10 protein-coding genes and 2 tRNA genes are annotated in these 14,190 nt (G+C 42.7%); 8 read left to right on the plus strand and 4 right to left on the minus strand.

Features of this window, described 5'->3' with window-relative positions:
• Window positions 1-685 precede the first annotated feature (685 nt).
• The 8 genes from tig (at window position 686) to VGD82_RS11025 (ending at window position 9,662) form a co-directional block, all read left to right on the plus strand.
• The gene (gene tig / locus VGD82_RS10990) at window positions 686-1,990 is read left to right on the plus strand and encodes a trigger factor (RefSeq protein WP_331020428.1); all 1,305 of its coding nucleotides are present in this window, start codon (window positions 686-688) and stop codon (window positions 1,988-1,990) included.
• Window positions 1,991-2,635: an ATP-dependent Clp endopeptidase proteolytic subunit ClpP gene (gene clpP, locus VGD82_RS10995; protein WP_015832262.1), complete on the plus strand. Its 645-nt coding sequence runs from the start codon at window positions 1,991-1,993 to the stop codon at window positions 2,633-2,635.
• Window positions 2,636-2,732: 97 nt separating this feature from the next.
• Window positions 2,733-4,013, plus strand: a complete 1,281-nt coding sequence (gene clpX, locus VGD82_RS11000; protein WP_331020429.1) for an ATP-dependent Clp protease ATP-binding subunit ClpX — start codon at window positions 2,733-2,735, stop codon at window positions 4,011-4,013.
• Between the two features lie 317 nt (window positions 4,014-4,330).
• Entirely contained in the window at window positions 4,331-6,778 is a 2,448-nt protein-coding gene (gene lon / locus VGD82_RS11005) for an endopeptidase La (protein ID WP_331020430.1), read from the plus strand.
• Between the two features lie 136 nt (window positions 6,779-6,914).
• The gene (locus tag VGD82_RS11010) at window positions 6,915-7,187 is read left to right on the plus strand and encodes an HU family DNA-binding protein (RefSeq protein ID WP_015832259.1); all 273 of its coding nucleotides are present in this window, start codon (window positions 6,915-6,917) and stop codon (window positions 7,185-7,187) included.
• Window positions 7,188-7,206: 19 nt separating this feature from the next.
• A tRNA-Val gene (locus tag VGD82_RS11015) sits at window positions 7,207-7,282 on the plus strand.
• Window positions 7,283-7,443: 161 nt separating this feature from the next.
• Window positions 7,444-7,520: transfer RNA gene (locus tag VGD82_RS11020), tRNA-Asp, on the plus strand.
• A gap of 243 nt (window positions 7,521-7,763) precedes the next feature.
• Window positions 7,764-9,662 (plus strand): SurA N-terminal domain-containing protein, encoded by a 1,899-nt coding sequence (locus tag VGD82_RS11025; protein ID WP_331020431.1) that lies wholly within the window; start codon window positions 7,764-7,766, stop codon window positions 9,660-9,662.
• A gap of 95 nt (window positions 9,663-9,757) precedes the next feature.
• Here the strand turns inward: VGD82_RS11025 and VGD82_RS11030 are convergent, their stop codons facing one another.
• From VGD82_RS11030 to VGD82_RS11045, 4 genes are all read right to left on the minus strand, one after another.
• Complete coding sequence (locus VGD82_RS11030) at window positions 9,758-10,543, minus strand: enoyl-ACP reductase FabI (protein WP_331020432.1); 786 nt, start codon at window positions 10,541-10,543, stop codon at window positions 9,758-9,760.
• Between the two features lie 98 nt (window positions 10,544-10,641).
• The gene (locus tag VGD82_RS11035) at window positions 10,642-11,481 is read right to left on the minus strand and encodes an ABC transporter permease (protein WP_331020484.1); all 840 of its coding nucleotides are present in this window, start codon (window positions 11,479-11,481) and stop codon (window positions 10,642-10,644) included.
• An 11-nt stretch (window positions 11,482-11,492) separates the two neighbouring features.
• Entirely contained in the window at window positions 11,493-12,515 is a 1,023-nt protein-coding gene (locus VGD82_RS11040) for an ABC transporter permease (protein WP_331020433.1), read from the minus strand.
• Between the two features lie 5 nt (window positions 12,516-12,520).
• Window positions 12,521-14,176, minus strand: a complete 1,656-nt coding sequence (locus VGD82_RS11045) for a peptide-binding protein (RefSeq protein ID WP_331020434.1) — start codon at window positions 14,174-14,176, stop codon at window positions 12,521-12,523.
• Window positions 14,177-14,190: the final 14 nt, after the last annotated feature.

Consider the following 14,190-nt stretch of genomic DNA (forward strand, 5'->3'; position numbering starts at 1 on the left):
ATCTTGTGCGTTATGAGTCGCATACTTGTTTAATGAATAGCAGGTGACAATGTCGATAGTTGTTTTTTTAAAGCACGTTACGTTGAAGCTCAGTTCAAAAATAACTTGGCTATATCTGACCAGCGCTAGGTTTATGGTTGTTGACAGCCAAACTATCGACAAATCGTATCTTATTGAAATAGATGTAAACTTATGTAAGGTTATGTAAAGGTATGAGTTGCCACTTTTTAAATAGTGCTTAGGTAAGAGATGTTTGCTCGATGTTGCAGCTAAAATGCCGTGGTTTGGGCTCAAAATCAGAGCTTAAACTGCTGTTTTGCAAAAAGGGATTCACGGCGGGCATTAATTTTTATAAGTAGGCTTAACTCCTATATTTATATATGTTTTTATCTTGCTTATTTCATCTAGACTTCATGGGTTTTCTTGTGTAACATCCACAGTCTTTCAACCTTAATTGTTTAGTAAGGTTTTGAATTTTTCAGGTAACTACCTGGGTCTATTAAAACATTAAGCGACAAATAGGTTGTAGGCGTTAAAGGATAGTTTGATATCTTGATGCCATATGGCGGGATAGCAAGCGATGACTTTTTCGTCCCCACTTACTTTATAAATAGCATGATTGTAGATAGCGCTTCATAACAGACGCTTATTTGTGATGTGCAGTTAAGAATTTAGGAATGACAGCATGGCTCTGAATGTTGAAACCCTCAGCAACCTTGAACGTAGAATTACTATTAGCGTTCCTTTGCAACCGCTAGAGGCGCAAATTAAACAAAGATTAAATCAAGTTGCACGTACTGCAAAATTCTCTGGATTTAGACCAGGCAAAGCTCCTATGGGCTTGGTTAACCAACATTACGGCAATCAAGTGCGTGATGAGGTTTACTCTGCAGCGGTAGAAAAAAGCTTTGGTGAAGCGGTAGATGAAGCGAAATTGCGTGTTGCTGGCTTCCCTAACATTCAACACAAACCATTTGATGCAGCATCAGAAACGCTAGAATACACAGCAACTTTTGAAGTGTTCCCAGAAGTTGTGTTGGGCGATTTGTCAAAAGTTAAAATTGAGCGTCCAGTGCTTGAAGTTGGCGAAACTGATGTGAAAAAGACATTGGACGTACTAGTTAAGCAACGTGTGAAATTTGAGCCAGTAAAACGTGCAGCTAAAAAAGGTGATCGCGTTAATGTAACGTTAAAAGCCTTCATGGACGGTGAAGAGGTAGAATCTACAGGCGACAATGGTATTGATTTGGTGCTTGGCGAAGCTGGCCGTATGTCTGCATTTGATGATGAGTTGGTCGGCGGTAAAACTGGCGCAACTAAGAAATTTGACATTACTTACCCAGAAGATCACAACCCTGCACAATTGGCAGGTAAAACAGTTGGTTATGAAGTAACTTTTGTTTCAGTGTCTCAACCAGTACTGCCAGAAATTGATGCGGACTTTGCAAAAAGCTTAGGCGTTGAAGATGGCGATGTTGAAAAAATGAAAGCAGAAGTTGCTGAAAGCTTGAAGCAAGAAGTTGCTAAACGCGTAAGTGCAAAATTGAAAGAACAAGTATTCCAAGCATTAGTGGAGTCTGCTGATTTTGATATTCCACGTATCTTGCTGGAAACTGAAATTAATCGCATGATGCAAACTACTCAGCAAAATCTAAAACAACGTGGTGCAGACTTGGCTAATATCCAGTTAGAGCCAGCAATGTTTGAGGATCAAGCAAAGCGCAGCACTAAGTTACGCCTGCTGTTAGGTGAGTTGATTAACACTAATGGCTTGCATGCAAATGCAGACCAAGTGCGTGCAATGGTTGATGTATTTTCACAAAGCTTTGAGCGTCCAGCTGACGTGGTAACTTGGTACTATGCTGACCACAAACGTTTAGACGAACCTGCTGCATTAGCAACTGAAGAGAACGCAGTGAGCTGGGTGTTGTCTCAAGCTAAAGTGACTGATAAAAAAGTTAAATTTGATGATCTAATGGGAAACGCGTAAATGAATAAGCACCTGCAACCTCAAGCTCAATCTGAATTGATCACCACTGGGTTGGGATATATCCCAATGGTGATTGAGCAAAGTGGTCGCGGTGAGCGTTCATTTGATATCTACTCGCGCTTGTTAAAAGAGCGCGTGATTTTCTTGGTTGGCCCAGTGAATGATATGTCTGCAAACTTAGTTGTTGCGCAGCTATTGTTCCTAGAGGCCGAAAACCCAGATAAAGATATCTCGCTCTACATTAACTCACCAGGCGGCTCAGTAACAGCTGGTATGTCTATCTACGACACAATGCAGTTCATCAAACCTGACGTGAGCACTTTATGTATTGGCCAAGCGGCAAGTATGGGTGCGTTTTTATTAGCGGCTGGTGCGAAAGATAAACGTTATAGTTTGCCAAACTCTCGCATTATGATTCATCAGCCATCTGGTGGATTCCAAGGGCAATCATCAGATATCGAGATTCACGCGAAAGAAATTCTTTACTTACGTGCGAAACTGAATGATATCTTAGCCCATCATACAGGTAGAACAGCTGAAGAAATCGACCGCGATACTGAGCGCGATAACTTTATGAGTGCAGAGCAATCTGTGGCTTATGGATTAATCGATAAAGTCATCGGTAGTCGTAACGAAGCTGTTTAAACTATTAATTGGATTATCGGCGTCTAAACTCATTGAGACAACTCAGTGAGTTAGGCGCTTGTTAATCGGCGCGTAATACTACTTTAGGAAATACTAAATGGCGACTAAAGCCGACGACGATAAATTACTTTATTGCTCATTTTGTGGCAAAAGCCAACATGAAGTAAAAAAACTGATAGCAGGCCCATCTGTATTCATTTGTAATGAATGCGTGGACTTGTGCAATGACATCATTAAAGAAGAAATTCAAAACTCAGATGGATTAAAATCCACTGACACTAGCCTGCCTACGCCACAAGAAATTTGTAAAATATTAGACCAGTACGTAATCGGTCAAACACAGGCGAAGAAAAACCTAGCTGTTGCTGTTTACAACCATTACAAGCGTCTTGGTCATAACAATTTATCTAATGGCGGCCAAAAAGATGAAGTGGAAATTGCAAAAAGCAATATTCTGCTAATCGGACCTACTGGTTCAGGTAAAACTTTATTAGCACAAACATTGGCAAGATTGCTCGACGTGCCATTTGTAATGGCGGATGCGACTACATTAACTGAAGCCGGTTATGTAGGTGAGGATGTTGAAAACATCATGCAGAAACTGTTGCAAAAGTGCGACTACGACACTGAAAAAGCACAGCGCGGCATCGTGTATATCGATGAAGTGGATAAAATCTCACGTAAATCAGACAACCCATCTATCACACGCGATGTGTCAGGTGAGGGCGTACAGCAGGCATTGCTGAAACTGATTGAAGGCACCGTTGCTTCAATCCCGCCGCAAGGTGGCCGTAAGCATCCTAATCAAGAGTTTGTGCAGTTAGACACAACAAACATCTTGTTTATTTGCGGTGGCGCGTTTGATGGCTTGGAAAAGGTGATTCGCTTACGCTCTGAAAAAGGCGGTATTGGTTTTGGCGCTGAAGTGAAGAGCAAAGAAGACGTACGTGCAGTAGGTGAGGTGTTGCGCGACGTTGAGCCAGAAGACTTGATTAAGTTTGGTTTGATCCCTGAGTTTATTGGTCGTTTGCCTGTTGTTGCTACATTAGAGTCGCTGGATGAAGCCGCTTTGATGACGATTCTTACCGAACCAAAAAATGCACTAACTAAACAATATATTAAATTGTTTAAAATGGAAGGTGTAGATTTAGAGTTCAGAGAATCAGCACTGCTACTGATTGCGAAAAAAGCTTTAGAGCGTAAAACCGGTGCACGTGGTTTGCGTTCTATCATGGAGCATTCGTTATTAGAGGTGATGTACGAATTACCATCATTAAAAAACTTGGATAAAGTTGTGATTGATGAAGGTGTGATTCGAGGCGATACGCCACCGCTATTAATTTATGCGGATAAGCCAGCCGACGAGGCATCAGCTTAAACAAAAAGCCAGCAACTTAAAATTGCTGGCTTTTTAGTTTTTGTGCCGTGCATTTGTTACTTTCTATGTGCATGCTTTTTTACTAAACGCATATGCCGCGTTGCATCCACTTTGTACTGACGTCAGCCTAGCCCTTTAGTCGTTGTGTTTCGCTATATTTAGATGCCTAGCAATAAATTTCTTTAAACTTTTTACAATTACTTGCTAAATTTGGTGTTAAATACTAATAAATACTTGAACTGTTAATAGTTATCCCCATCAATCAATATATAAGCTCTCTTGGGCTTAACTCTTAGCTTAATTTTGGAAGTCTACACATGGCACAATCATTACCTTCATACAATCCAGATAGTGGCTTATTACCGCTATTACCTTTGCGTGATGTCGTTGTATATCCGCATTTGGTTATCCCTCTTTTTGTTGGGCGCACTAAGTCTGTCAAAGCCCTTGAGATTGCGTCAGAAGGCAATAAGCAAATTCTATTGGTTGCGCAGAAGTCAGCGAATAAAGACGACCCTGAAGCCAGCGATTTGCATGAAGTTGGCACGGTAGCTACCGTGTTGCAAATGCTTAAGTTGCCTGATGGCACTGTAAAAGTATTGGTTGAAGGCGTACAGCGTGCGCGCGTCAGCGAATTTACCGAAACTGATGAGTGCTTTGCCGCTCGTGCAGAGTTAATTGCTGAGTCTGTCAGCGATGTGGAAATCCAAGCTTTGATGCGCACTGTGTTTGCGCAGTTTGATCAGTATGTTAAGTTGAATAAAAAGATTCCACCTGAGATTTTAACTTCCCTCGCTAGCATTGATGAAGCTAGCCGCCTAGCTGATACTATTGCTGCGCATCTGACTTTGAAGCTGGAAGAGAAACAAAAAATCCTAGAAATGATTGATGTTGCCGAGCGTTTGGAGCACTTGTTGCGCCTAATGGAAGGTGAAATTGACATTCTGCAGGTAGAGAAACGCATCCGCGGCCGTGTAAAACGCCAGATGGAGAAAACACAGCGTGAATACTATTTGAATGAGCAAGTAAAAGCGATTCAAAAAGAATTGGGCGAGCAAGATGAAAACGCTGAAATGGATGAGCTTGAAAAGCGCATTGATGAAGCACGCATGCCAAAAGAAGCATTAGCCAAAGTGTCTAGTGAACTTAAGAAATTAAAACTGATGTCACCAATGTCAGCAGAGGCTTCTGTTGTACGTAACTACATTGATACTTTAATCAACCTACCTTGGAAGAAAAAAACCAAAATCAGTAAAGATTTAGTCAAGGCTGAAGCGATATTGGATGATGATCATTTTGGTCTAGAGAAAGTAAAAGAGCGTATTGTTGAGTATCTCGCGGTGCAGCAACGTGTAGATAAAATTAAAGCACCAATCTTATGCTTGGTAGGGCCGCCTGGCGTTGGTAAAACGTCATTAGGACAAAGTATTGCCAAAGCTGTGAATAGAAAATTTATCCGTATGGCCTTGGGTGGTGTGCGTGATGAGTCTGAAATTCGTGGTCATAGACGCACTTATATTGGTTCTATGCCGGGTAAAATTCTGCAAAGCATGTCTAAAGTTGGCGTGAAAAATCCATTGTTCCTGCTGGATGAGGTGGATAAGTTAGGTCAAGACTTCCGTGGTGATCCTTCTTCAGCATTGCTTGAAGTGCTTGATCCTGAGCAAAACCACACCTTTGCTGATCACTACATTGAAGTTGAGTACGATTTGTCAGATGTTATGTTTGTGGCGACAGCCAACTCAATGAATATTCCTGCGCCTTTGTTGGATCGTATGGAAATTATTAATCTTTCAGGCTATACCGAAGATGAAAAAGTGAATATCGCTATGCGCTATTTACTGCCTAAACAGCTTAAATCTCATGGTTTGAACGAGCTGGAGGTGCATATTTCAGAGCCAGCGATCCGCGATATCGTACGCTTTTATACACGTGAGGCTGGTGTACGAAGATTAGAGCAAGAAGTGGCTAAAGTTTGCCGTAAAGTGGTTAAGGAGTTGCTTACAACTAAAGCTAAGCAGGGCGTAAAAGCACCTAAAAAGATTAATGTGACACCGAAAAACCTAGATAAGTATTTAGGTGTTCAGCGTTATGACTTTGGTGTTGCTGCTAAAGAAAACCAAGTGGGTCAGGTAACAGGGCTTGCTTGGACATCGGTAGGTGGCGAGTTGTTGACCATTGAAGCTGTGTTGTTGCCAGGTAAAGGTAAAACTACAACGACAGGTAAGCTCGGTGATGTGATGAAAGAGTCTACACAAGCAGCGATGAGCGTTGTGCGCAGTAGGGCTGAACGCTTGGGTATAGAAGGTAACTTCTACGAAGAGCATGACATTCACATCCACTTCCCAGAAGGTGCTACGCCTAAAGATGGACCAAGTGCAGGTATTGCTATTACTACTGCCTTAGTTTCCATTTTGACGGGCATTCCTGTGCGTGCAGATGTGGCAATGACCGGTGAAATTACCTTGCGCGGTGAAGTGTTACCAATTGGTGGCTTAAAAGAGAAACTGTTGGCAGCGCATCGTGGCGGAATTAAAACTGTATTGATTCCACAGCAAAACGTGAAAGACTTGGCTGATATACCAGAAAACATTAAAAATCATCTGGATATACACCCAGTGCAATGGATTGATGATGTATTAGCACTAGCGTTGGCTTCAAAACCAGTGCCGCGTTCCGAGGAGTCTGATGTTGCAAAAGATGTACAACCTACTGATAATTCAAAAGAAAAATCAGACGTTGCACTAGAAACAACTAAGCATTAAAAAATAAGTGCGTTTTAACCCGTATTAACGCTTGACATAGCCTTTGTTGGCTTGATATAAAGTTGATACGGGTGGTTTGTTACCCAGACTGTCTGCCGAAGTTTTTTATTTAATAAACCTTGAGAGGGGATTACACGTGAATAAATCAGAACTAATTGACGAGATTGCTAGTGCCGCAGGTATTTCAAAAGCTGCTGCTGGTCGTGCGCTAGATGCAACAACTGCTGCAATTACAAAAGCAATTAAAAAAGGTGATCTAGTAACATTGATTGGCTTTGGTACGTTTTATGTAGGTAAACGTGAGGCTCGTAACGGCCGTAATCCACGCACAGGCGAAACAATTAAAATTCAAGCTGCAAATTCTCCTAAATTTAGGGCTGGTAAAGCGCTTAAAGATGCTGTAAACTAGCGTTTTCGTTGGTGATGCAGGGTGCTTAGCTCAGTTGGTAGAGCGTCGCCCTTACAAGGCGAATGTCAGCGGTTCGACCCCGTTAGCACCCACCAAAAACCAGCGATAATGTGACTAAGCCGTTTCTAATTTTATAAATTCAGAGTGCTGGTAGTTTAAGCGCTCTTTATTTTGTAAAAAATTTGCAGTAGATAATCACTGCACTTGCTAGAAGCGCAAATTTTTAAGTATGTTATTTAATAATATGCTGAGTTATGGAGTGGTAGTTCAGTTGGTTAGAATACCGGCCTGTCACGCCGGGGGTCGCGGGTTCGAGTCCCGTCCACTCCGCCAAATAAAAAAGCGAGCCTAATGGCTCGCTTTTTTATTTCTATTTTCCCTATTCTCTTTCATTGGGCGTTAATTCCCATCTGTCCTTGTCTGAACTTGTCTCCATAATCTAGTGTCATCACTCACTCTAGTCATGTTTCAACTATAACTTGTGATATATTAATGACCCTTGGCTTGTGGTTGATTTAGATTGTAAGCTTTTACATTTTTAATGATTTTTCAGCATATTTTTAAGAAGAGAACTTTATGTTAGATGGTATCCGTTCTGTAGCTAAAGGCTGGGTAGGGAAAGCTATATTGGCTTTCATTACAGTTCCTTTTGCTTTATTTGGGATTGACTCTTATTTGAGTCAGGCCGGTAATAATGCGGCAATTGCAAAAGTTGATGGTAGCGAAATCTCTGTACAAGCATACTCAAATGCAATGCAGAATTTACGTAATCGGATGCAAAGTGAAGGTAAAGCAGACCAGGCACAATTAGACAGCCCAGAAGTGAAAGCAATGGTGTTGGATCAATTGATTAATGAGCAATTGCTAGAAAAAGAAATTCAACGTGCAAACTATAAAATTAGCGATGCGCAATTGGCAACTTATATTACTGCGATGCCATCTTTCCAAAAGGACGGTAAGTTCTCACAAGAGTTGTATGATGAACTGCTGCAACAAAACAGATATACCCCGAAAAAATTTGAAGCTGAGATCCGCGCTACTTTATTAGCGCAGCAAGCACAGGATGGTATTGCTAAGCTTGGTTTTATCTCTACCGCGCGTGCTGACAAGACCTTAAAGCTTTTAAATCAAAAGCGTTTAGTGACAGTGTCTGAGCTTAAAACTAAAGACTATCTAGACCAAGTTAAAGTATCTCCGGAAGAGGTGAAAGCTTACTACGATAAACATAAAGATAAGCTGCGCGATCCTGAGCAGGTGAAAATTGAATTCTTGTTATTATCAGCAAGTAGTTTAGTGCCTGGTATTAAAGTCGATGATGCTGAGGTGAAGCGCTATTACGATGAGAATGCAGCTAAATTTAAAGGTGATGAGCAAAGACGCGCTAGCCATATCTTGATTGGTTTTGGTGTGAATGCAACGCCTGAGCAAAAAGAAGAGGCTAAAAATAAAGCGCAAGCTTTGTTAGCAACTATCAAAAAGAATCCAAAATCTTTTGAAGAGTTAGCAATTAAAAACTCACAAGACCCTGGCTCTGCAACTAAAGGTGGGGATTTAGGCAGCTTTGGCCGTGGCGCAATGGTGAAACCATTTGAAGAAGCAGCATTCAAAATGAAGGTGGGAGAGGTTAGTGACTTAGTAGAGTCTGAGTTTGGCTATCACATCATTAAAGTGACAGAAATTACTGGCCAAGGCTCTGATTTTGAGTCATTAAAAGCGCAAATTAAAGGTGACTTGATTTTCCAAAAGGCACAAGCTGAGTTTGTTGAAAAAGCCGAGAGCTTCAGCAATGCGGTTTATGAACAATCTGAAAGCTTGGCACCGGTTGCTAAAATGTTTGGTGGTCAGTTACAGCTTTCTGGTTGGACTTCACGTGAAGAAGCGACTAAGTTCTTTAAGAACGATAAAATCGTTAGTTTGATTTTCTCACCAGAGGCTATTAAAGAACACCGTAATACAGAGGCTGTTGAGATTTCACCTAACAATTTAGTTTCAGCACGTGTGCTGGAGTACAAGCCAGCAGCAACAAAATCATTTGATGCTGTAAAAGCAGGTATTGAAGATTTGCTTAAACTGGAAGCAGCTTCAAAGTTGGCAATTGCTAAGGGTGAAGAAGCATTAAAAACCTTACGTGCTGGCGGTTCAGTTGCTAATTTGGACTGGATCCCTGAAGTGAAGGTTGATCGTAAAAACGCACAAGGTTTGACGCAGCTTGCGATGACGCAAGTGTTTAAAACTGATGTAAGCAAGTTACCAGCTTACTCTGGCTTGGCAGATAGCAAGCTTGGTTATTTGATTGTAAAAATCATTGAAGTAGATACTGACAGCGTTGCTGATGCAGAGTCAGTAAAAACGGCAAAAGGTGAACTTAGCCAAGTGTTATCAGATGAGTACTTGTCAGCGTATAAACAATCACTGCGTGAAAAAGTAAAAGTAACTGTTAACCAACGTTTGTTGTTAGAAAACACTAACCACTAATGATATGACTGGCCTCGGAATGAGGCCGGTCTATTTGCAGTAGGCAATAAAAAAGGCACCTAGGTGCCTTTTTTATTGAGTGCTAATCGCTTAACTTAATCAATGCTGCCTGCAGCAGTGATATTCATGCCGCCGTCTACATAAGTGATTTCGCCTGTAATACCAGAAGCCAAGTCACTACATAGGAAAGCAGAAGCATTACCAACTTCTTCGATGGTGACGTTTCTGCGCAATGCAGCGTGCTTCTCGTTAAAGCCAATCATTTTGTCAAAGTCTGCAATACCTGACGCTGCAAGCGTTTTAATCGGGCCTGCAGACACCGCATTAACGCGGATGCCACGTGGGCCTAAGCTTTGTGCTAAATAGCGTACATTCGCTTCTAAACTGGCTTTAGCTAAGCCCATTACGTTGTAGTTTGGCATTGTGCGTTCTGCACCTAGGTAGCTCAGTGTTAATAGGCTGCCTTTACGGCCTTCCATCATCGGGTAAGCTGCTTTGGCTAGCGCTGAGAAGCTGTATGAGCTGATGTCGTGCGCAATGCGGAAGTATTCGCGATCAACTGCCTCAAGGTAGTCACCAGCAAGTGCGACCTTAGGTACAAAGGCAACAGAGTGAACTAATGAATCTAAACCATCCCAGTGTTTCGCTAGAGCAGGGAATAGTGCGTCTATTTGTGCGTCTTCTGCAACATCACATGGTAATACAATTTTCGAATCAAAATCTGCGGCTAAGTCTGCAACACGCTTTTCATGTTTATCAATTTGATAAGTGAATGCGAGTTCAGCGCCTTCTCTTTTCATGGCGGCAGCAATACCGTAAGCGATTGAGCGGTTACTTAATAAGCCCGCGATGAGTACTTTTTTACCAGCTAAGAATCCCATAGTTATTTCCTATTTACTTGTCATTAGAGGAAGGGGTGGTTTAGCATCGGCTAAACTCGATAGCTGCGTGATAGCTTAGATTAGATTGATATATGGAACTAACGATTGCTTCCACTTCGTGGGTCTAGTGCATCACGCAAACCCTCACCGAGCAGATTATAACCTAACACGGTAATTAAAATCGCTAATCCTGGAAACAACGATAACCACCAGGCAAACTGAATGTACTCTTTTCCATCAGTAAGAATGTTGCCCCATGACGCTTGTGGTGCTTGTACGCCTAAACCTAAAAAGCTTAAGCCTGATTCCATTAGTACGGCACCAGCTACCCCTAAGACTGAACTGACGATAATAGGGGTTAAGCTATTAGGCAGTAAATGGGTGAAGATGAGTCTGGCATTTTTAGCACCTAGGGTGCGCGAAGCCATTACGAACTCGCGTTCACTTAAACTCAAAAACTCTGCACGCACTAGCCTTGTAACACCCATCCATGAGGTGAGGCCGATCACGATCATGATGTTGATGATAGATGGTGTTAAAAACGCAATTACGGCCAGTATCAGGAAAAAGCTAGGGATAGATAGCATGACGTCAACGATACGCATGATAAAGGTGTCTACCCAGCCGCGATAAAAGCCAGCGAGCGCGCCTAGTAGTATGCCGATAGCGGTGGATATGCCGACAGCCACTAGGCCGACTAGTAACGATATACGACCACCGAACAGCATGCGGCTCAGTACATCGCGCCCTAATCCATCGGTGCCCATCCAGTGTTGCATAGACGGCTGTAATAGAATGGCTTTTACATCTATGTAATTAGGGTCGTAGGGTGCAACTACAGGGGCGAGCATCGATAATACGAACACAAACATAATAATGATGAATCCCGCTAAAGAAAGTGGGTTAGATAAGGCTTTTTTAATTAGGCTGGTCTGCATGTTCATGAGTGCTATGTCTTTGCTACGCCGCGGCGTACACGTGGGTCTGCCCATGCGTATGCAACATCGGCAAGCAGGTTGCCAATAAGTGTTAATGCTGAGCCTATTGTGAGTATGCCCATGACCACGGGGAAGTCACGCATCAGCACTGCATCGTAAAACAACTTGCCCATGCCAGGGATTGCGAAAATAGTTTCCGCAATCACTGAGCCGCCAATGAGGCCAGGGATTGATAAGCCTACAATGGTAATGAGTGGTAGTAACGCGTTGCGTAAGGCGTGTGTGTAGACTACTTTACGTTCACCTAAGCCTTTAGCGCGTGCAGTCGTGATGTAGTCCTGTTGCAATACATCCAACATTCCGTTTTTCACAAATAAGGTGATGCCTGCAAGCCCTGTAATCGATGGAATAATCACAGGTAGCCATAAGTGGTTGAAAGAGTCTTTAATTTTATGCCAGGTATCCATTGAGTCGTAATTGAGGCTGTGTAAGCCTGAAATAGGAAACCAATTGTGAACCACACCCAGCCAGTACATCAGCAGTAAAGATAGCCAAAAGCTAGGGATAGAGAAGCCGATGAAGTTAAATAGAGTAATTGAGCGGTCTTGCCAACCTTGGTATTTGCGTGCAGCAATAATGCCCAATGGTATAGCTAGAGCTAGGGTGATGACTAAGCCGATTACATTAATCATTAACGTAATAGGTAAGGCCTGTTGAATCATGCCTTCTGTCACGTTGCCCTCAGCATCTACAGTTTGCCAAAAAACAGGTTTTTGGTGTGATGCAAACGAGTTGCCGAAATCCAAGGTGGCCATACGCTTTAGCCATAAACCATATTGCACGATGACTGGTTTATCTAAATGATACATCTCACGTAGTCTTTGCCTGGACTCTTCGCTTGCCTTAGGATTAAAGGCGGCTTCGTTGTTGGTAATGTCACCAGGCGCCAGATGCATGATAAAAAATGAGATAAGGCTGATACCTATGAGCATCGGTATCAGCCACAACACACGTTTGACTAGATATTTAATCATAATAGTTATTGAGTGCTAATTTCATTTCTTCTTAAGGCTTGTGGAATATACCAATCTTGCGAGTTATGGCCGATGCCAGCAGGTGGTGCCGGATTATCAATGCCTTTGACGCGTTTGTGTATTGCGGTTAAGCCATAGCCCGCAGAAAGATAGATGATAGGGCTGTCTTCAAGCAGTATTTCCGCAAACTTGTGATAAATGACCATGCGTTTGTCTGGATTGAGTTCTAGCCGTCCTTGTTCCAACAGTGCGTCAATTTTAGGGTTGTTGTAGCCAATAAAGTTGAATTGGCCGGGTGCTTGCTGGCTGGAGTGCCAAATATTGTATTGGTCAGGATCTAAACCTAGCCCCCAGCCCAATACGACCACATCAAAATCACCAGTTTTAATAAAGCGACTGATAAAGCTTGCCCATTCTATAGCGCGGATTCTGACATCAATGCCAACTTCTTTTAGCCTGCGCTGGATCAGCACTGCTGATTTTTCACGCTCTTTGTTTTGGTTGGTGATAATTTCAAAGCTAAATGGTTTGCCATCACGTTCTAATATGCCATCGCCATTGCTGTCAGTAAAGCCAGCCTCTTTCAGCAAGGCGCGCGCTTTGGCTGGGTCGTAAGGATAAGGCTGTAGGGCAGGGTTGCTCCAACGCGTACCCGGTTTGTATGGCGAGGCAATATTAATGCCTAGACCAAGGTAAACGCCATCTATGATTTCCTGCTTGTCGATAGCGTAATTGATAGCACGTCTTACACGCACGTCATCAAACGGTTTGTGTTTGAGGTTAAAGCCCATATAGGTGTAACTATTGCCGAGTTCTTTATATAGCGCGAGTTTTTTGAGCAACTCAGGGCGGGCAGGGATGATGCGCGAGTATTTAATCGGGTCGAGACCCATCAGGTCAATGTTGTCTGCCATTAACTCTAAAAACTGTGCCGAGTTATCAGGAATAATCCGTGTTACTAGACTATCGATTTGCGCCGACCCAAGTACCGAGTTGGCATTTCTGGAAAGCATCAGATGCTCGCCATGCTTCCAGTTGTCTAGTTTGTAATAGTTGCTACCTACTGGCTTGCGTGCGAATGCCGTGGTGTGCAGGTCTTTGCCTTCAAGCAAGTGTTTTGGCAGTATTTGCAAGCCGGCCCAGCTATCTAGGGCTGGTGCATAAGCTTGCGCATAAGTGACGCGAAATGTCTGCGGGTCTGGCGTTTCTGCCTTTTTTACCAGTAAAAAATCAGAAGCGTAGGGGCTGGCATTTTTTTCATCGGTCACGGCTTGCCAAGTAAAAAGTACATCTGCGCTGGTGAGTGGCTGGTTGTCTGCCCATTTTAGGTTGTGCTTCAGCTTGAAGGTGATTGTTTTCTGGTCAGTAGATATCTGCCAGCTTTCAGTCAGGTCACCTTCTAGCTCAAGGTTCTTGTCGTATTTAAGCAGGCTATTGAAGATGTTGCTGCTAATTGCTGAAGATGCTGACTCTCCTGCAATCATAGAAATGAGACCGCTAGGCTCACCTGTCATTGCGTTGATTAATGTGCCGCCAGAGACTTTAAGTGCGTTGACGTTGTAATCAATCTGATTTTGTTGGTCCGTCGGTGCACCACACCCTGTAATCAATAAGGTGAGTAATATGCTGGTTGTGGTGTTTAGACTGAATGATGGCGGCATTGGCAGTATTTATC

Source organism: Methylotenera sp., from assembly GCF_036401095.1.
In the GTDB taxonomy this organism is placed as follows: domain Bacteria; phylum Pseudomonadota; class Gammaproteobacteria; order Burkholderiales; family Methylophilaceae; genus Methylotenera.